General features: G+C 36.1%; 15 protein-coding genes and 1 pseudogene. 5 read left to right on the top strand and 11 right to left on the bottom strand.

Annotated features, from left to right (window positions below; genetic code table 11):
- The first annotated feature begins 160 nt into the window (after positions 1 to 160).
- Positions 161 to 1255 carry an alkene reductase gene (locus EKM02_RS10180; RefSeq protein WP_126454805.1) on the top strand — a complete coding sequence of 365 codons (1095 nt, stop codon included), beginning with the start codon at positions 161 to 163 and terminating at the stop codon, positions 1253 to 1255.
- A 49-nt stretch (positions 1256 to 1304) separates the two neighbouring features.
- Positions 1305 to 2360: an NAD(P)-dependent alcohol dehydrogenase gene (locus tag EKM02_RS10175; protein ID WP_126454803.1), complete on the top strand. Its 1056-nt coding sequence runs from the start codon at positions 1305 to 1307 to the stop codon at positions 2358 to 2360.
- A gap of 562 nt (positions 2361 to 2922) precedes the next feature.
- Here the strand turns inward: EKM02_RS10175 and EKM02_RS10170 are convergent.
- The 3 genes from EKM02_RS10170 to dinB all read right to left on the bottom strand — a co-directional run bounded on the left by EKM02_RS10170 (position 2923) and on the right by dinB (position 8741).
- Positions 2923 to 4305 (bottom strand): exonuclease domain-containing protein, encoded by a 1383-nt coding sequence (locus tag EKM02_RS10170; protein ID WP_126454801.1) that lies wholly within the window; start codon positions 4303 to 4305, stop codon positions 2923 to 2925.
- Between the two features lie 79 nt (positions 4306 to 4384).
- Positions 4385 to 7462, bottom strand: coding sequence for a DNA polymerase III subunit alpha (locus tag EKM02_RS10165; protein WP_126454799.1), 3078 nt, complete (start codon positions 7460 to 7462; stop codon positions 4385 to 4387).
- A gap of 91 nt (positions 7463 to 7553) precedes the next feature.
- On the bottom strand, positions 7554 to 8741 hold the full coding sequence (gene dinB / locus EKM02_RS10160) for a DNA polymerase IV (protein WP_126454797.1): 1188 nt from the start codon (positions 8739 to 8741) through the stop codon (positions 7554 to 7556).
- An 87-nt stretch (positions 8742 to 8828) separates the two neighbouring features.
- Between dinB and EKM02_RS10155 the strand changes: the two genes are divergently transcribed.
- Positions 8829 to 9593 carry an XRE family transcriptional regulator gene (locus tag EKM02_RS10155; RefSeq protein WP_126454795.1) on the top strand — a complete coding sequence of 255 codons (765 nt, stop codon included), beginning with the start codon at positions 8829 to 8831 and terminating at the stop codon, positions 9591 to 9593.
- Positions 9594 to 10059: 466 nt separating this feature from the next.
- On the opposite strand, the gene EKM02_RS10150 is transcribed toward EKM02_RS10155, so the two are convergent.
- The 8 genes and pseudogenes from EKM02_RS10150 to EKM02_RS10120 all read right to left on the bottom strand — a co-directional run bounded on the left by EKM02_RS10150 (position 10060) and on the right by EKM02_RS10120 (position 18931).
- A complete protein-coding gene (locus tag EKM02_RS10150) occupies positions 10060 to 12495 on the bottom strand; it encodes a TonB-dependent receptor domain-containing protein (protein WP_126454793.1) in 2436 nt (811 codons plus the stop codon).
- Positions 12476 to 13843 carry an HTTM domain-containing protein gene (locus tag EKM02_RS10145; protein ID WP_126454791.1) on the bottom strand — a complete coding sequence of 456 codons (1368 nt, stop codon included), beginning with the start codon at positions 13841 to 13843 and terminating at the stop codon, positions 12476 to 12478. The genes EKM02_RS10150 and EKM02_RS10145 overlap by 20 nt, the downstream gene beginning before the upstream one ends.
- A 2-nt stretch (positions 13844 to 13845) precedes the next feature.
- Positions 13846 to 14961 (bottom strand): imelysin family protein, encoded by a 1116-nt coding sequence (locus EKM02_RS10140; RefSeq protein ID WP_126454789.1) that lies wholly within the window; start codon positions 14959 to 14961, stop codon positions 13846 to 13848.
- A gap of 64 nt (positions 14962 to 15025) precedes the next feature.
- Complete coding sequence (locus tag EKM02_RS10135; protein WP_126454787.1) at positions 15026 to 16258, bottom strand: DUF4856 domain-containing protein; 1233 nt, start codon at positions 16256 to 16258, stop codon at positions 15026 to 15028.
- A gap of 402 nt (positions 16259 to 16660) precedes the next feature.
- Positions 16661 to 16927: a tyrosine-type recombinase/integrase gene (locus EKM02_RS15220; protein WP_317124985.1), complete on the bottom strand. Its 267-nt coding sequence runs from the start codon at positions 16925 to 16927 to the stop codon at positions 16661 to 16663.
- Between the two features lie 11 nt (positions 16928 to 16938).
- A complete protein-coding gene (locus tag EKM02_RS15215) occupies positions 16939 to 17310 on the bottom strand; it encodes a hypothetical protein (RefSeq protein WP_317124984.1) in 372 nt (123 codons plus the stop codon).
- On the bottom strand, positions 17292 to 17903 hold the full coding sequence (locus EKM02_RS15210) for a phage integrase SAM-like domain and Arm DNA-binding domain-containing protein (protein WP_317124983.1): 612 nt from the start codon (positions 17901 to 17903) through the stop codon (positions 17292 to 17294). Before EKM02_RS15210 ends, EKM02_RS15215 begins: the two co-directional genes overlap by 19 nt.
- Before the next feature lie 800 nt (positions 17904 to 18703).
- Positions 18704 to 18931, bottom strand: a pseudogene (locus EKM02_RS10120) (helix-turn-helix domain-containing protein).
- Positions 18932 to 19195: 264 nt separating this feature from the next.
- Between EKM02_RS10120 and EKM02_RS10115 the strand changes: the two are divergent.
- On the top strand, positions 19196 to 19951 hold the full coding sequence (locus EKM02_RS10115) for a hypothetical protein (RefSeq protein WP_126454783.1): 756 nt from the start codon (positions 19196 to 19198) through the stop codon (positions 19949 to 19951).
- A gap of 1 nt (position 19952) precedes the next feature.
- Positions 19953 to 20342 (top strand): DUF5675 family protein, encoded by a 390-nt coding sequence (locus tag EKM02_RS10110; RefSeq protein WP_126454781.1) that lies wholly within the window; start codon positions 19953 to 19955, stop codon positions 20340 to 20342.
- The last annotated feature ends 42 nt before the right edge of the window (positions 20343 to 20384 follow it).

The following is a 20384-nucleotide window of genomic DNA, read 5'->3' as shown; positions in this document are numbered from 1 at the left end:
CGTTTTAAGCTGGAATCGGTATAAACGATTTAAGAGTCACTCCAGAAAACTTAAATAGAGTTAGGAAAACAGTTAAATCTGTTTTAATTGATATAAGTCAATGATATTGGTGACACGGTAATGTAAATTTGTAAAAAACAAATAATTTATAAAAAACAACATGAGCAAACAACCTTTATTAACACCATATAAAAAAAATATTAATCTCAATAACAGAGTTGTCATGGCGCCTATGACACGTGGTAGAGCAGATAATGAAGGCAACGTTCCAACGGATGAGCTACATGGCTTGTATTACGAGCAACGTGCATCAGCAGGTTTAATTATTACAGAAGGCTCGCAAGTGTCTCGTGATGCTGTAGGTTATATCAATACGGCTGGTATCTACACAGATGAGCAAGTAGAAGGTTGGAAAAAAGTAACCAAACGTGTACATGATAAAGGAGGGAAAATCTTTATTCAATTGTGGCATGTAGGACGTATGTCTCATCCCGATTTTCATAATGGAGCATTACCATTATCCGCATCAGCTATAAATCCTAATGATAAATCATTTACTCCGGAAGGGTTTAAAGATACTGTTACGCCAAAGGAAATGACCATTGAAGATATTAAAACTACGGTACAAGATTTTAAAAATTCAGCTGCAAATGCAGTAAAATCTGGTTTTGATGGAGTAGAAATACATTCCTCTAATGGCTATTTGTTTCAGCAGTTCTTTAACGGAACGTCTAATCATAGAACGGATGAGTATGGTGGAAGTATTGAAAATAAAGCCCGTATATTTTTTGAAGTTTTAGATGCGATCAAAGAAGTCATTCCGCAGGAAAAAATTGGAGCTCGTTTTAATCCATCATTAAACGGTCCATTCGGAACAACTATGGATGAAGACACAATCGCAACGTTTGAATACATCATTAAAAAATTGAATGATTATAATTTAGCATACTTGCATCTTTCTGAACCTTTTACAGATGTTTCAGAAATACCATATGCTGTGACACAAATAGCTAAACATTTCCGTCCTCTATATAATGGAACATTGATGATTAACTCGGCATTTGATCAAGAAAAAGGAAATAAAGTAATTGAAGAAGGGTATGCGGATTTAGTAGCTTACGGTAAACCATACGTATCTAATCCAGATTTAGTGGAACGTTTTGAAAACAACTTAGATTTAGCAGAATGGGATCAAAGTACGTTCTACGCAGGAGGAGCAGAAGGATATACTGATTATCCAGAAGCTTCTAAATAAATAGTAATACAAAAATTGAATAAATAGTAACTTTAAAAACAACATAATAATGGCGACTACAACAGTAAAAGCATATGGTGCAACAGCATCAACAGAAGATTTAAAACCTATAAATATTGAAAGAAGAGCTGTAGGAACAGCTGACGTAAAAATTGATATCACTTACAGTGGTGTTTGTCATAGTGACATACATACAGCAAGAAACGAATGGAATGGATCAACCTATCCTGTAGTACCTGGACATGAGATCATTGGTCGAGTAGTAGAGGTAGGAAATGGTGTTAGTAGCCATAAAGTAGGTGATTTAGTAGGTGTAGGTTGTATGGTAGACTCTTGCCAGACATGTTCTTCTTGTCAGAAAGATTTAGAACAATTTTGCGAAAATGAAGCAACATTTACGTACAACAGTCCGGATAAACATCTTGAAGGCAAACAAACATACGGAGGTTATTCAACGTCAGTTGTTGTTGATGAAAAATTTGTACTACGCATTCCAGAAAATTTAGACGAAGCAGCAACTGCACCGCTATTATGTGCAGGAGTTACTACGTGGTCACCATTACGTCATTGGAATGTGAAAAAAGGAGATAAAGTAGGAATAGTAGGCTTAGGAGGATTAGGTCATATGGGCGTTAAATTTGCCAATGCATTAGGTGCACATGTGGTTATGATTACAACATCGCCAGAAAAAGGAAAAGATGCTCAACGTTTAGGTGCTCATGAAGTTTTAATTTCCAAAGATGAAGACGATATGAAAAAACACCAAAACAGTTTCGATTTTATTTTAAATACTATTCCTGTAGGTCATGAAATGGATCCATATTTAGGATTACTTAAAATTGATTCAACAATGGTTTTAGTTGGTGCAGTAGAACCTTTGAAGCCATTTCATGGTGGAAATATCATTATGGGACGTAAGCGTATTGCTGGTTCTTTAATTGGGGGTATTAAAGAAACACAAGAGATGTTAGATTTCTGTGGCAAACACAATATTACTAGTGATATTGAGCTTATCAATATGCAAGATATTAACACAGCTTATGATCGTGTTACAAGCAATGATGTTAAATACAGATTTGTAATTGATATGAAATCGCTTAAATAAAAATAATTTTTTTACAGTGCATTAAAAAACAGCATCTAAAGTAATTTTAGATGCTGTTTTTATTTGTAGTAAATCATTGAGTTAAATTAAGTTTAATTTCTTTTTCCAAAAATAGCTCAGATATAGAGCCTACAGATTTAGGTTGTGAGAGCGCTTACGCTTCTGCCACTTCGCTCCTTATTGGCTTTATGGTAAGGGTACTTCCATCATGGCTCCGACGGGAAGCTAAAACTTCTTTTGTATTCATAAGGATTGCCAGTGGAAGAACGTGAATTGATTATTAATTTGAGGCACTGAATGCAATACTGTTTGAATAGGCTCTGTTAAGTTAGCTGCGATGCAAACGCTACGATTCTTTTTATAAGGAAAGTAGGTGCTTCATTACAAACGAGCCAGAGGGTGCATATTCTTGCCATGGCGCGTTGTCACGTAACGTAGTGTAATAATAGTCAGATTCTTCTTTGAAAACAAAATTGTAGTAAACATGAGTTCCGTATCTGGAAAGTCAAAAAAAATTTTTTCGCCAATGCCTGATGTAAATATTTCGGTGTTATTGAAAGTCTCATAATTCTTTATGATTTTGTTTAAAAAGAACCTTACCCGGATATTTCTCAGCATAAGCAAGGATTAAATCCACACTGTATTTATTGCTTTTGTGTTGAGTGACATGATCTTTTATATCAGAGGGATCTGTAAAACCAATATCCGATGCAATATATCCCATGCCATAAAAGTGACCTTTTTCAACCCAAATGCAACTGCGTTCTTCAGCAGACCTGCCTTTGTCTATAATGGCAAAGCTTGGCCTGTTTTTTATTAAAAAATCAATGGCGTTTTCGACTTGCTCGTTGTGTAGTTCCACTTCAGGTAAATTGTCTCGGTCCGGTTTTGGGATAAGTTCTCTGTGGTCGTCCATGCCGTAGTTACAGAATCGGTTATCAATGCCAAATTGTTCGGCTAGGCTGCGCAATACATTGATGCCTTTATACAAATTATTGAAAGACTCTATGCACGCCTGAAATTTGCCTAACTTTCCAATGGCCAGGTATTTGTAACCGCTGCGGGCTTCATATTCATACAGCCCATACTTAGGGTCAAAACGTTTGAGTGCCCTGTTGTAAGTAGGCCATAGTTTCTTAATTTCGGTACATTCCAGCAAAAGCGCCATTAATTCGGTAGCACAAACTTCAAAGGAAATACTGTGAATATCTCGCAGGAAATTTTGCCTTTGTGGCGTGATATTATGGCCACTGAAATGGGAAGCCACCCTTTTTTTTAAGTTAATTGCCTTTCCTACGTAAATTACTTTTCTTGTCTGATCGTAAAAATAATACACTCCTGCTTTTTCAGGTAATTGCTCAAAGTCATTCGGCGGCAGATTTGGAGGTAAGCGCTGGTCTTGAGAAGTTTTTTTTATCATTTTTTCGATAATTCCTTCAACGTCCCATTCCAACAAACGGGAAAATAATATGGCTGTGGCATCCGCGTCACCACCGGCACGGTGTTGGTTTGTTAAAGGGATGTCTAGCGATTGGCAAAGCCTTCCCAAGCTGTACGAAGCCAATCCTGACTTAATCTTTCTTGCTGCGCGAACGGTGCACAATTTTGGCGCGGTCCATTTGAATCCGCTTGCTTCGAGTTGATGCCGAACAAACGAATAATCAAAGTTGACATTATGGGCAACGAAAATGCGTCCGGTAAGCATTTCTAAAACTTTTTCAGAAATAGTATCAAAAATAGGTGCATCCCGAACCATTTCATTGTTAATGCCGGTTAGCGAAAAAATGGCAAGCGGTATTTCTTTTTCTGGGTTGACTAGTGTTTCCCAGCGGTCGATTACGCTGGTTCCGTTATGAATAACAATGGCAATTTCTGTTATGCGACTGTTACTGGCATTGCCGCCTGTGGTTTCTATATCTACTATTGCGTATTCCTGTTTTTTCATTTGGTATATAACGTGAATTGTATTGTTATTCTTGTATATGAAGTTGGTGAAATCGCTCCTTCCTCACTTGCTAAAAGAGTCAAACAGACTCTTTTTTTGTACCCACCTCCATTTTATGTCTTGGCAGATTAATTTCATATTCCTGTGGATACGGTGCCCGATGGGTCATGCTGACATCTTCCCGAATTTGTTCATGGACTTTATATTGTCTGTCAGAAGTATTGGAATACCTTGGATCAGGGAGGAATGGCATTTTGGCCATTTTGATAACCGTAATGGTGGGAAAATGATAATCCACTTCTACAGTTCCTAAGAGTAAATAACAGCCGCCGCCTTGGAACGGATATTTTTCCAGACTTTTAGTAAAATGTGCCGTATCAAAATATTCCCCCTCTATGTCTACCCAAGTTCCAAAATACATGGTTCCCATTTTGGTAGGAACGTGCTTTCTGGAAATAAGGTAGGCCAGCATCTTTACCGTTTTTTTATGGTGCTTTAATAAATCTTTCGCCATTACGTCCCCTCGATATTTGGTCTGCAATAAATCGAAAGGGGTGCAGGAAACCGGAAAACTCAATAGCTCGATTTCATCAAAAGCATCTTCAAAAGGGGAGCGTTCGAGTATGGGCAGTTCATATTCTTTGATTGGTTCCTGAAGCAGCATCCCATTTCTGTTTTCGGGTTTGAAATTGACTAGTATGAGTCTGGCAATCACCAGCAATTGGTTTTTTGTTTTACCGGTAAAGCGGAATGCTCCGATAAAAATCAAAATCTGTATCCCTTCAATACCTATGGGAATGCGATTGATGAAATCTTCTAATGATTTAAATGCACCTTGTTCCTCCCGTTCTTTAACTATACCATGCGCTACTTTACTTTCCAAACCTTCCAGATGCATGAAGCCCAAATAAACGTCAATGCCATATACCGTAGTTTCATAATCGCTCTTGTTTACACAAGGATTCTGAATGGTTGCACCTGACATTTTGGTTTCATGTACGTATACTTCGGTACGGTAAAAACCACCCTGATTATTGATCACCGCTACCATAAATTCAATAGGATAGTAGACTTTTAAATATAAGCTTTGGTAACTCTCAACAGCATAAGAGGCGGAGTGAGCCTTACAGAAGGAATAGCCAGCGAAAGATTCAATTTGTCGGTATATTTCTTCACTCAACTTAAGCGGATGTCCTTTTTTCGTACAGCAGGCAAAGTAATTGTTTTTGACTTTTTGCAAAGCAGCTTTGGATCGTCCTTTCCCACTCATGGCCCGACGCAGAATATCTCCATCGGCAGCGGGAAGTCCTGCATAATGTAAGGCAATTTTAATGACGTCTTCCTGATAGACCATAACCCCATAGGTTTCGCCTAGCTGTTCTTTAAAAACGTCATGAAAATATTCGAACTTATCGGGATGGTTGTGCCTGAAAATATATTCTTTCATCATACCGGATTGGGCGACACCCGGGCGGATAATGGAGGATGCTGCTACTAAGGTTTTGTAGTTATCGCATTTCAGACGTCGCAATAAGCCACGCATTGCCGGGCTTTCGATATAAAAGCATCCAATTGTTTTTCCATGGCTCAAAAAGTGATTGGCCTTCGCCTCATTTTTTGACAATGATGTATCCCGAATATCGACTTTGATTCCCTGATTTTTCTCGATTAGTTTCACACTGTCATCGATATGACCGATCCCGCGCTGACTGAGAATATCAAACTTTTCAAAACCAATATCCTCGGCAATGTGCATGTCGAACAAAACAATTGGAAACCCTTTCGGGGGCATTTCCAAAGGCGTGTAATTGGTAATGGGTTCTTCGGAAATCAGGATTCCACAGGAATGCATGCTGCGTTGATTTGGGTATTTTTCAAGCAACATCCCGTATTCCTGCACTAACTTTACTATTGGGTTTTTATCATGTAACGCCATTGGGTTTTTAGCCAATGCATCCAATTCTTCTTTGGGCAACCCAAACACTTTACCCACTTCCCGGAATATGGAACGGTATTTAAATTCCACATTGGTTCCGCAGAAAGCGACATGATCGGCACCGTATTTATCAAAAATATATCGGAGAATGGTATTGCGTTCTTTCCAGGACCAGTCAATGTCAAAATCCGGTGGGCTCTTGCGGTTTACATTCAGGAAGCGTTCAAAATACAAATCCAGTTCAATAGGGCAGATGTCGGTGATGCCAAGGCAGTAACTCACGATACTGTTGGCTCCGCTACCCCGACCGATATGCAAAAAGCCCTGACTTATACTGTATTGAATGATGTCCCACGTGATCAGAAAATAGCTGCTGAATTCTAGTTGATCAATCACCTTTAATTCTTTCTCCACTCGAGCTGTTGCTTGGAAATTATCGGCACCGTACTTTTTTAACAATCCTTCGTGAGCGAGTTTGGTTAAAAGCTGCATGTCGCTTTCCCGACTCCCGGAATAATACTTTTTGTTTTTGGGCGTTTTGAAGTCGAATTCAAAATGACACTGATCCATCAGTTTCTGCGTGTTTTCGATAATTTGAGGATATTCCTCAAATTTTGAAAGCAGTTCCTCCAAAGAAATCATTACTTCAGATGTTTTGCAATAATCATCGTCAGTCAATTTGGACAAGATGACATTGGTATCAATAGCTCTCAGGATTTTATGCAAGTTGAATTCTCTTTTAGTCCGAAAGGTGACAGATTGTAAAATCACCATTTTGTCAAGCAAAGCCTTCCATTCCGAAAGAAACAACTTGGGAAGCTGATCGGGAGTAATGCCTATATATTCATGGTCTTTTAATTTAGCTGGCTTATTTTCGAAAGGATAAATAATGACTACTTTTTTAAAATCAGGAGCGGATACTGGTAAAGGGCTATTTTCGAAATTATGTTTGGTTAGAAAGCGATTCATTTCGGCTAGACCACCGGCGTTTTTTGCCAAGCCGATATAACGCAGTTGATGGTTGCAACGAAATTCTATTCCTATGAGTGGTTTAATATTTACTTCTTCGCAGCTTTTTATGAAATCATAGATGCCAGTAACGGTATTAATATCGGTTAATGCCATTGTTTTTACACCACAAATAACAGCCTGCTGGACGAGATCCAACAGCGGGATGGTGCCGTAACGCAGGGAATGAAAAGAATGACAGTTGAGGTACATGGGATGTTAGGTTTTGGGTAATGGGTTTTTGAGTTGTTGTCCCTCGACTGCGCTCGGGATGACAATGCGGTTTTGGTTGTGATTTTTTTATTTATTTAGAGGATCGTTTTAAAATTTCTGATTTGTTATTGGGTTTGAAGCTTGCTCCGGCGCACCGCATTACGGCGTCAAAGCCATAACGGCTTTTCATTTTATCCATGGCTTGATACAAAGACAGCATTTCTTCGGTATCCTCAAATAAATTGATTTGATAGGTTCCACGAACGAGTCCACTGAAACGAATTCCGATTAATCGGAGCCGCATGCGACGCTGGTAAACTTTATCAAATAAATCGGTAACAGATTTAATCAACATGTGATCGGCTGAGGTGTAAGGTATTTTGCATTGTTCGGTTTCTGTGTCGAAATTGGAATATCTTATTTTAATAACTACCGTGGAAGTCAGCCATTCTTCAGAACGCAACTGAAAAGCCAGTTTTTCCACCATTCCAATCAGTATTGATTTCAATTTTGGAATATCAATGGTATCCTGAGTGAAAGTATGCTCCGTTGAAATGGATTTCCGTTCTGTATAGGGTTCCACCGGATTGTGATCAATACCGTTTGCTTTCTTCCAAATGTCGATGCCATTCTTGCCAATCATCCGTTGCAATACTTCGGCAGGCATTTCAGAAAGCGTTTGAATGGTACGGATTCCAATTCGAGATAATAACTGAAAAGTCACATCACCCACCATGGGTATTTTTTGGATTGAAAGCGGATTTAAGAAAGACCGGACTTTATTTTCCGGTATTTCCAAGTTTCCTTTTTGTTTGGCTTCTCCGGTACCAATTTTAGATACCGTTTTGTTTACCGATAGTGCAAAACTGATGGGTAAACCAGTTTCATTGGTAACGGATTGTGCCAGTTCGTTGGTCCATTTGTAACCCCCATAAAATTTATCCATTCCGGTAATATCAAGGTAAAATTCATCGATGCTTGCCTTTTCTACAATAGGTGCTTTTAGTTGGATCACTTCGGTTACGTCATGCGATAATTTAGAATACAATTCCATATCACCTTTCATCACTTTTGCCTGAGGGCAGAGGCGGAGTGCCATTTTAATAGGCATGGCGGAACGCACACCGAAAGTTCGGGCTTCATACGAACAAGAAGCGACAACACCACCACGATCTCCGCCACCAATAATCAAAGGGATTCCTTCCAGTTTTGAATTTCCCAGTCTTTCGCAGGACACAAAAAAAGTATCCAAATCCATGTGTACAATTGCTCTTTCCATCTTCTTTTCTTTTTATACGTTACAAAATTAGTACAGATGATAACAAATTTGATTATATTTGTTGTTACAAATTATAACAAAATGGCTATGTCTTTATTTTCTGACAACATAAGGAACCTTAGGGTGCAACAAAAGATTTCACAGGAAAAGCTGGCTGTATCCTTAGGGATAACTAGGGGTAGGTATGTCAAATATGAAGACGGAACCTCGGAAGCACCGTATGAAATATTGAAGAAAATAGCGCATTACTATCACATCAGTATAGACCTGTTGCTATCTGTGGATGTTCGAAAAATTCCCGTAGATGATTTGTTACAATTGGAAGGTAACAGATTGGTGTTGCCGATTACGGTAGATAAAAAAGGAGATAACTTTATTGAAGTCGTTACACAAAAAGTAAAAGCCGGGTATTTGAATGGGTATGCCGATCCGGAATATATTGAAAGTCTGCAACAAATTTCATTACCATTTTTGGGATCTGGCAAGCATAGGGGTTTTCCGGTAGAAGGAGATTCCATGCCACCACATGAGGATGGTAGTATCATTGTTGGTCGGTACATTGAAAAATTAGGTGAAGTTATGGATGGTAAGACTTATATACTGATAACCAAAAGTGAGGGGATGGTCTACAAAAGACTGAATAAGAACAAAAAAAATATTCTGGTTTTGGAATCAGATAATATTTATTATCCCCCTTATGAAGTAAAGGCTTCTGATATTCTTGAGATTTGGGAGTATGAATGTAATATTGGCAGGAGCGATAGAAAACAAGAAATCTCTGAAGCTGCAAGTGTGAAAGATATGTTTTTGGCCCTGAAAAGGGAAATTAACGATTTGAAAATTAAGCATTAGATGTAAATGAAGACTAAATGATACGTGTTTAAAGAATCACTTTATTCTGGTAGCAGTTGGAACAGGGAAATCTTTACCAAGAAGGTTGTACAACTCTCTTACTTTAGAACATTAATTTAAAGCTAGATGCCAACTTTTGCTGTTTTCTAATACTTTTATTCTATCATTCGAATGTGATGGTCTGTTCTGTTTTGAATTTTTACACTATCGAATTATAAAAGTAATTTAGGTTCGTCAATTGGATTTATTTCGTTATCCAAATCAAAAATTGTCTTATGCTCCGATTAATTTAATTTTTCTGATTTGATGTTGAATTGATTGAATAATTCTATTAAAGGCATTTAATCAATTATGTAGTCTAAATCGTATATATATTTCTTTGCAAAAAGATTTGAAGCACTCATTAATTTGAATAAACTATTATCTGTTTTGTAAATTACTTGAATATCATCAAATTTTTTAAATATTAAAAAACATACTCAAGCGTAGTATAAAAAGTTCTTGCATCAGAAGGTATTATTCCTGGTCCTGGGTAGCCAGTGGCTCTTCTTGTAAAATAACTATTGTTTGTAAAATTAGTGATTCCGGCTTCTAGTTTCCATTTTTTCCATTTATACGAGGTTGAAAAATCAGCTACATAATAGGCTGGAATTTGGCCAAAAATACCATACGTATTGTCATTTCTATCTGTTTTACTGTTGTTTGCTTCGGTAAATTGAGAGGAAACGTAGGTAAATTGTACACTTGAAATAAAGTTTTTATATCCAATTCCGGTTCCTGTTTTTATGTTATAAAGCGGTACAAATTCGACCTTATTGCCTTCAATATTTGGCGCATCCGATTTTAAATATTCTGAATTGGTAATCGCAATATTAGAAAATACATTCCAAACAAAGTTATCGTTTTCATTAAAAAATGTATTGTTTAAACTCCAGTCGAACATGGATTCAAAACCGTAGGTTACAGCAGTTCCTATATTGTCTCGCAATCTGACAATTGCCGCAGAGCCATTTGGGTTTCGGGTTTCATATTCTCCTATTTTATCACTGTAATACAAGCCATAAATACTCGCGTCAAAGGTTACTTTATTTCCAAATTGTCCTCTAATTCCAATATCAGAAGTATAACCCTTTTCATCTGTAATATCTTCAGCAATAACTTGACTTGGTGAAACCGTACGAATATCATTGAATGTTACCGAGCGATAATTTTGAGAAATATTCCCATACAATTCAATTCGGTTTTGTGGTTTATAACTTAATCCAACACCTACTAAAATGAAGTTTCGGTCTTTTGTGTTTTTCTCAAACGTAGTTTCATCTAAAATCACATTTCCTGCTAAATCAAGATTTATTTTTCGATAAGAACCTTCGGCTTGTGTTTTTATTTTTTCAAATCTAAAACCCGGAGTTATAGAAAAACCTGGAGTTATTTTAAAAATATTTTCTCCAAAAACAGAGATATTTAAGTTGGGAAAAGTATAGTTGGATTGGTTGGCATAAAATGGAAATTCCGTCTCAGCAACATTAAAATTGGCATCACTACCCGAGCTTCCCGGGGCTTGAATTCCTGAATTTTTGGATTGATAAAATTTTGCACCAATCAAAAAAGCGCTGGTGTTCTCGTTAATTGTATAACGCTGCAAATAGCGTGCTTCGGCACCCCAATTGACAAATTTACCAATTATTAAATCCCTTTCAGTACCTAATACATCCGGGGCAGAAACTCTATTAGAACGAAATCCAAGTGCTTTACGACTCGCATCTAGACTAAATAATTGCAAAGAAAAATCTGCCTTATCATTAAATTTATGCTTTAAGCGAAGGGCAAATAAATTCCAATTTACAGCAAACCAGTTTCGTGTTCTATTGCTTTGTGTTGGATCCTTATCAAACATCACGTCAGTTAATCCTCCAGCTTGTTGTGCTAAATAATTGAAATAGGTGTAGTCAAAATGTAAGGAAGTTTTATCCGAAAATTGATAATTTAAATTTCCAAAATAGTTTTTACTTTCAAAGTCAGAATTAGGTCTAAATCCATTTCCTTGTTTGTAATTATAAAAGGTGTAGTAACTGAACTTGTCTTTTGTGCCACTTAATGACGTAAAATTGGTAAACAGACCATACGAGCCTACTGTAGTTCTCGTTGTAAACTCAAAGGGTCTTTTACTTGGTGATTTTAATTTGAAATTAACTAATCCGCCAAATTGTGTTCCGTACTGTAACGATGCCGCGCCTCGTACTACTTGAATTTCTTCTAATGCTTCGGTGGGTGTTGCATAATAACTTTCAGGATAACCCAAAACATCCGCACTGATGTCATAACCGTTTTGACGAGTATTAAAATTTGCTGTTCGATTTGGATCCAATCCTCGACCTCCAATACTTAATTGCAAACCACCATCAGAACTTTCATTTATAGTTAGTCCTACTACCTGAGCAAATATTTGACGGGCATTATTGGTTGCCTTGTTCGCTGTTATTTTATTTAATGAAATAACTTCGGTTTTCTTTCCGGCATAAATAGCCGTTTCTTCAATATCTTTTAATTTATTGAGAGCGAATATTTTCTCTTTCTGCTTATTGATTACCACTTCGGAAAGTTGTGCAACGCTTTCTAAAACAACAACAATGTTTTGATCTGATATTGACACTGTTTTTTCTAAAACACCATAGTTTTCTTTGTAAAATACAAGTTGATAATCACCAGATTGGTTGAATTCAATTGAAAACTCTCCTTTAGAATTAGAGAGCTGTTTAGTCCCGGAACTTTTGTTATAAACTTCGACTAACGTTAATTTATTACCGTTTTCAGCCGTAATTATTCCCGAAACTTTATATTGGGAAAAACTATTTATTGTGACGAACAAAAGTAGAATGCAACTAAAATCCTTTAATTTCATCGTTAAAAGGTAATATCCAAGTTTTGTGTTTGAAAGATTCATTTTCTTTGGCTAGATTTATTTTTGGGTCAATGTATAATTTGCTTAATCTTCCGTTAAGAGCGACGTAACTTTCTACTCTAACTACAGGGTTGTGAACACCTTGTTTTTGATAATAATCGTGTAAAAAATGTGCGTACTCCAAAATAAAATCCGGTTGAAACGACATTTGCTTTTCCTGAAAAGAAGTTAAAAAACGACTGTTGTCCACCATTATATTTTCTTTTGTTTTTGCATCGGTAACACTAAATTGGGCATAACCAGCTTTTTCCATAAGCATCACACGCCATGAAAACCGAAAGCCTTCTTCAGTCCAAAATAATTCGTCAGGATACAATAAATATCGAAACGGAAAAAGTACTTGGAAAGCTATAAAACAACTCACCAAAGCTATTTTAGTTTTGTGAATAAAATTAAAATTTTTAATTTTTTCTTTTCCATTCTCAAAAACAGCGAAAGTAAAATTGAATAATTTAGAAACAAATTGTAGGATATTTTTATGAAAATTACTGTTAAAAAAAAGTAATGAACTGACAATCATTACGTACGGGAAAACGCCAATTGGGAAAAGTATTTTAGTCAGGACATGAAATACCACGACTAAAACAAAAGCGAATAGTCGGGTTCTTTTGTATAGTAGTAAAAAAGGGATACTTAAATCATAGATCATTCCCGTCCAGCTAAAGGCGTAGTGTACCCAATTCTCGTTTAATAAGGAACCAATTATTGGTAAATTGGAACTAGCAGGCAACCAGATTTTGAGTGGCATAGCTTCAAAAAGCCAGTCTGAATTGAGTTTTGCCAATCCCGCATAAAAATATACAATCCCGATAAGCACTTTTAAAATATCAATTGTCCAACTGGGTATTTTCTGAAAGGCAATTTTAGGATTTCTGTACGCATCAATAGAAAAGTAAGCATTTGCAGGTAAAAAAATCAGTATAAAACTCACCACCGTAATAAAATAATAATGGTTTAGGTAGGTCGTTTTATCCATGAGTTCTATATAAGTAAAACTCAGGAAGAAAATAATAATCGATAGTTTGTATTTGTATCCAATGGCAACAAATAAAGCGGCTAATCCAGAGATAAAAAATAATAAATACGTATAATTACCTAGTGGTTTTACCCATTCAAAACCGTAATAGGTAAAGTGAAATTGAGGTTGAATGTAAAACGTCTTAATCCAGCCATAACTCGCAAATCTCGCTAAACTTAAAACCATCATAAAACCAAACGCTAGCCTAAAAAAAGCTAGCGTTGATGCCTCTGAATATTTATTGATATATTTCGTTGTACTAAAATTCATAGTTAGTCGCCATCGCTATCTACATAATCAATAGTAACGTTTAATGCTTGCATCATATCTAGTTTTGTGTAGATTACGTTTTGCTGTAAGGCATCATACGCAGCAATCATTTTTGAATTATCAGTATTTACTTGTAGTGAAAAACTGTTGTTAAGGGAATTGTTTACAGTAAAAATTGTCGTAAACTGATTGTTTATAATGTCGCTTAATTTTTTATTATCTCTAATTATATTTAAAAAATCTAAATATGTTTTTAGACTTTCACCAGTTGTTGCATTATTGAAATGCTTACCATTAAAAAAATCTTGTTGTGCTTTTAAGGAAACATTTAGCAACTCTTTAGAAATATCTTTTTTGTAATAACCCTCCACTTTTTCGGGAAATTTAACACCGCTTGAAAAAACGCCTGACGGAATTCCTAATTTACCGGTCCGAATATCTTTTTCAAGATTTTTTACAAATAAATTTATCGTTTTATTTACTGAACTGCTTACCGTAGTTCCGTTATTAGCCACATAACTATTTCTAAAATTGGAATTCCAGTCGGTTACAACTGCGTCAATATTCGTTTTTAGTTTAATAACTACCGCGGTTAAGTACTGTTTGTAATTGGAGGCATTTGTATTTGTAACATAAAAACTTACAATGTTTGCATCACTTGTACCCAAACCATTTAGCAAATAATCCAATGCAGGAAAACCTTGTTTGTCAAGTTGAGATAACAATGCCAAATTGTAAGTTCCAGATGAAATATTTGAATCTATACCGATGGTATTTGTTGGATAAGTATTGGAAGCCATATTAAAATTGATTTCCTCAGCTTTACCTAAATTATACATTGATATATATTGATACGCTTTGTAAGCGTCTAACCAAGAAGATCTAACCGTTTGAAGATTTCCTTCAGTTGGCGTTGAGACAAAAGTATTTGAGTTCGTTACTAATATTTGAACCTTTGCTTGGTAATTTACATAACTTGGAACAATGATATTATCAGCCCAGTTAGTTAAGAGTACTGTTCGATCATAATTATTTCCCTCAATAGTGCTCTCTCCCTCATTTGATGAGCAAGCCGCAATTAAAACAATGAGGCTTAAAATTAATAGAATCTTTTTCATTTTTAAAAATTTTTACAAAAATACACAAAGTAAGAGAACTTAAATTCTCGTATTTTGTTTTTAATTAATTTACTGTCGCAGCTTGCACTACTGTAAAACTGAATTTTGTTGCAATTTGGGATGAAATAGCATCGAGTTTTGCTCCCAATGTATCGATCGCCCACAAACCATTTGTTCCGCTCACCATAGAAGACAACATTGCATCTACTTCTATTTTTGTAAAGTAGGGGCTATTTGTTCCTGGTTTATTTGTATAACGCAATGCTATAATAAATCCGTAACCTTCAGACAAAGCGTGAAAAGCTTTTGCACCATTATCTGTTGCTAATTTACCTTTTCCTTCTTGTAAATAATATACAGCTCTAACGGCTGAAACCATTGCTAATTTTGCTTTAATGATATCAATTTGAGCATCACGAACAGCATAATCATTAGCAACAATCGCGGCTCTACCTTTACGGAAAGCCATTTCGATATCGGCTTTTATAGTATTAAAATCAGTATCTGCATTGACTTGATTGATGTAGGTACTCCAATGTTTGAATACGTTTGGCGTAACCTTTAAATCATCTGAACCATATATGTAGCCATAAGCTTCATCCCATGTATGTTCCATAGTTGTGTAAGACTTTCCAGCCACTAAAATTTTTGCGGTATTGTCTGCTTTATTAGTACTTTCATCTAATTTATTTAAACTTAAATAATTATTAGCTATTTGATCCATAAAACAAGCGCCCATCATTCCTTTTAATAACACTTGTTGAGGCTCTAATCCATTTGCTGCAAATAATCGTTTGCTTGTTCCATCTAGATAAACACCTGCAACACCCGCTGAAGCAGTTTTTCCTTGACTGGCAGCATCAGCATTGTCGAATTGGGTTTCAAATAAATCACGAACACTTACTTGTTCCGCTATTGAACCACCACCAAGATATAATGAAAAATAATCTTTTGAAGAAGCTGTTTTATCTTTTAATTGTTTCCCTGAGGTGTTTAAACCTGCACCAGTATAGCGATTGTTTGTATTTAAATACATTTCAGATAAAACAGCATCATCAGCTACAGTTCCGTTTGTTGCGGCTGTACTGAAATATTTCCCCATTTCATCAAGCATTAATAATCGACTTGACTGACCTGAATAGTCTACAGTAGTTACTGCATTTCTTTCAAATGTATACGTTGTCGGAACTGTGTAGTTAAAAGATTCTTCAGCAGCTGCATTGTCATCATTTGAACACGAACCAAGTGCTAATACTAAAATTGGTAATGCAGAAAAAGATATTTTTTTAAAGTTCATTTTAGTTAATTTAGATTGAATTAAAATAATTTACTGCAAATATAAAACCTAAAATGGAACAAACAAGTTTTTATTTAAATTTATTCTAAATAAAATTTAACGATTTAATGAGCGAAAGCTATTTTAATTAGTGATGAATATGCTATCCCAATAACTACACTAAGTTTAGATAGACTTATCACTCATGCTTATTGGGTTATCATAATGAAATGATATTGAATTTAATTCTTCTTCTAGTTCAAATAGTAATGTGCGACTGAATATGATTATTAAATAGTTTAGGTTTGGTTAATTTCTATTTAATTTTAGTAATAAAAATCACTTAAAATAGTTTAAATCATTGGTTGAAAACAAATAAAAAAGTGACTATTAGTTATCTCATTTATTTTCAATGACTTACCGTTAGTTTATTTTTTTTACTTGATGGTGAGTCACTGCAGCAAATTTGTCACGAAATATTTTCATATTCTTACTTACTTTTTTGTCAAAAACCTTTGCATAATGCTGTGTGGTTCTTATATTTTTATGTCCTAACATTTTACTCACACTTTCTATTGGGACACCATTTGTTAACGTTACCGTAGTCGCAAAAGTATGTCGGGCAATGTGGAAGGTTAATTCTTTTTCGATTTCACAAACACCTGCAATTTCTTTTAAATAGGCGTTCATTTTTTGATTGCTTAAAATAGGCAGAAGGCGTTTCTCGTTTTGCAAACCGGATGCTCAGCATATTTGTCGATGATATCTTTTGCCATTGGCAATAATGGAATTTTGGAAGCTGTATCGGTTTTTTGTCGGTTCTTGAAAATCCATTTATCGCCATCTAATCCCGAGGAAATATTGTCCAGTGTCAATTGTTTTACATCTATGTATGCCAAGCCAGTAAAGCAGCTAAAAACGAATATATCGGGAACGAGCTCCAATCGCTCGGAAACAAATTCTTTGTTTATCATTTGCTCTATTTCGGCTTCAGAAAGGAACTCTCGAATGACTTCTTTGACTTTTGCTTTGTAATTGGCGAAAGGATCCTTGTTTAGCCATCCATTGGCCAAACATTGTTGATGATTTTGTGGAAGTTCTTGATGTATTTTACAGCAGTGTTATTGGCACATTTTCGTTCACTGCGCAAGTAGAATTCATATTCGGTGATAAAGGAATGATCGATCTTCTCAATATTGATATCCGTGATGTTGTATTTCCAAGAAATAAAATCTTTAGTGTGTTTTAACGAAGTCTCATAGCGTTCCAGTGTACCAGGTGTGTATTCCTGACCCACCAGCTCTTTGATTTTACGATTGTGTTCCTGGAAGATAGGAATTAACATTCGCTCCCTTTCTTTTTTACCGGTTAACTCATTTTTGAAGGATTCAAAGTTTACCGGGATGTCTTTTTTAATTAAATTTTTCTCCACATTTAAAATCTTTGATTTTAAATTGTCAAGATGTCCATTGATTGAACGAGCTTCCTCCGAAGTCCCTCTCATTTTAGACATTTCGGAGTGCCATTTGTCTGGGTCAACAAACTTGCCGGTGCTGTTATCCAGTCGTCTACCATTGATGGTAATTCGTTGAAAAATTGGAGCCAAACCTTGAGCATTGACTTTGACTCTTTTTAAATAAAAAAGGATTGAAATTGGATTGTCCATAATTGGTAACCTTTAAGTTAATAGAAATTTAGAAAAACTATCAACTCAAAACAAGATGTTCAATGAATTAACCCCTTGTTTCAAAAGGGTTTACATAGGTAGGGGCACAATGTTTTTGAAATTTTATAGTGCCCCGAATTGTACTCCTTTAGAATGAGAAACTATGAATAATTTGGATAGGGAGTAAATTAAAAAACCCTCTAAATCATAGGATTTAAAGAGTTTTGGCAGGTTTTTTGAAATAACCAGCGGAGAAAGAGGGATTAATCGAAATTAGTAACCCCTTATATTCATTGACTTTAAAGCCAATTCTCAGAATGAGTGCACCGAATTATGCACCCTTTTTTTTGACTCAATTTAGCACTTAAATTGTATGAATCAAATTTACGGATTTAAGTCCAATTAATCTCATAAAGACGACCAAAAAATGAACGGGTTGCATTGCAATTTTCAATTTGCAAGAATGATTTTAGTCAACGATTAAGTTCATTACCTGTTCCTGTTTCAGGCTGGTGTATTGGCAGAATTCTTCTATGCTCACCAATTCGTTTTGGAGCTTGTTAAGCTCTTTGCGGATGGTTTGCAACATTCTCACGCTTTGCCGGTAACTCTTCCCTGTAATGCGTTGTATGTCCTTCGGGTAGATACACAACCTCTTGTTTTCGATTTTCATACACTATCTATAGCTTTGGGTAGGCTTTGATATACTTTAAATTACTGTTGGCCAAACAGTAGTGGAGTAAAATTAATCAAAAAAAGGATGCGTTTACTCCCGATGAAACAAGGCGTGGAATTTTCTTTTATTCTATAGGATTGTTGATTTTTAATAATTCTCTTGCACTGACCGGTGCCAATGTATGGCCAAACATTTTAAGGACCTCGTTTACCTTTCCGAGATTTAGGTTTTCTTTGCCTTATTCTATTTTAGGAACAACAGTTAGTGCCACTCCAGCACGTTCCGCAAAAGCTTCTTGGGTTAGGTATACTTCATTTCTTTTCTCTTTTACAAAAGTGGCTAATGTCTTCATTGTTATATGCATTTGCATTGATTTTAAGCAAATATAGCGTTTTATATGTAAAAGCATATAGTTGTTTTTTTGGTAGGTTTACCGATACTGGGTGACATTTATGTTTAAAAATGCCATTTATACCACTGTAAGACATATGGAACAATAGTCTGTTCTAAATGATTGGTTTAAGTCTAATCTTTGTTTGGAAATCAATCGACAGATGTTGCAACGATAGATGATTGAGCAAATTTAAAACAGTATTAATTTAAAACATTAGAAATTATGGCAAGACAGAAAGGCATAATTAAGCTGAAAGGGACTATAGGAGATATTACTTTTTACAAAACCAAGGACGGGCATCTGGCTCGCGAAAAAGGGGGAATTGATGCAAACAGAATCAAGAATGATCCTGCATTTCAAAGAACCCGTGAAAATGGTTCAGAATTTGGAAGAGCCGGGAAGGCCGGGAAGATTTTGAGAACGGCATTGAGAGCTTTGCTTTTGAATACCGCTGATGGCAGAATGGTGAGCCGATTGACCCAGAAAATGATTAAAGTCATTCAGGCGGACATGGTAAGTGAGCGTGGATTGCGAAATGTGATTGATGGCGAAGCAGAATTGCTGGCCGGATTTGAATTCAACATCAGAGGAAAACTAGGTACTAGTTTATTTGCCCCATTTGTGGGAGCAATTGACCGTGTGACCGGTGAAATCACTGTAGATTTGGATTCGTTTGTTCCGGAAAACTTGATTGCCGCACCGAGTGGAACTACGCATTTTAAAATTATTTCTGCGGGAGCCGAGATTGATTTTGAAACGGAAATCTTTGTTGAGGCGCATTCCGAAACCGCGATTTTACCTTGGGATGCAGTGGCTACGGTTGCAATCTCCCAACTGAATACAGTTACTCCTGCAAGCACAAAACCGTTGTTTCTGGCTTTGGGAGTGGAGTTCTACCAAGAAGTTAATGGACAAATGTACCCATTGAAAAATGGCTCCTACAATCCATTGGCATTGGTCCAAGTGAGCGGATTGTAAGATGGTCCTGGTGTTGACACGGACGTATTTTCCAGAGGGAACGCAAGGGGTATTAGAATGGAACGGCACCATAGTTTGTTATACCATCGAATTGCCTTGGTTGGGAAACCGAAAGCGTATTTCTTGCATTCCCGAGGGAGAATGTATTTTACAGAAGCGATTTAGTCCCAAGTTTCAATGGCACTTGCATTTAAAAAATGTTCCGGGGAGAGATTTGATCTTAATCCATCCCGCCAATGATGCTAAAACGGAATTATTGGGCTGTATTGCAACTGTAACACTGCACACCGGAATAGGGAAAGGAAGTTTTTCCAGAAAAGAGTTAGAAAAGTTAAAAGCGTTAGTTTATAAAGCTTTGATCTATAATGAAGAAGTGAAAATAAAAATATAGACTAATCCTTTGATTCCGATCAGGACAACAAGGTTTAAAAAA

It is taken from the genome of Flavobacterium sp. RSP49 (assembly GCF_003968735.1).
Lineage (GTDB): Bacteria > Bacteroidota > Bacteroidia > Flavobacteriales > Flavobacteriaceae > Flavobacterium.
The sequence above is the reverse complement of the archived record's forward strand: the minus strand, read 5'-3'. Positions and strand labels throughout refer to the sequence as shown.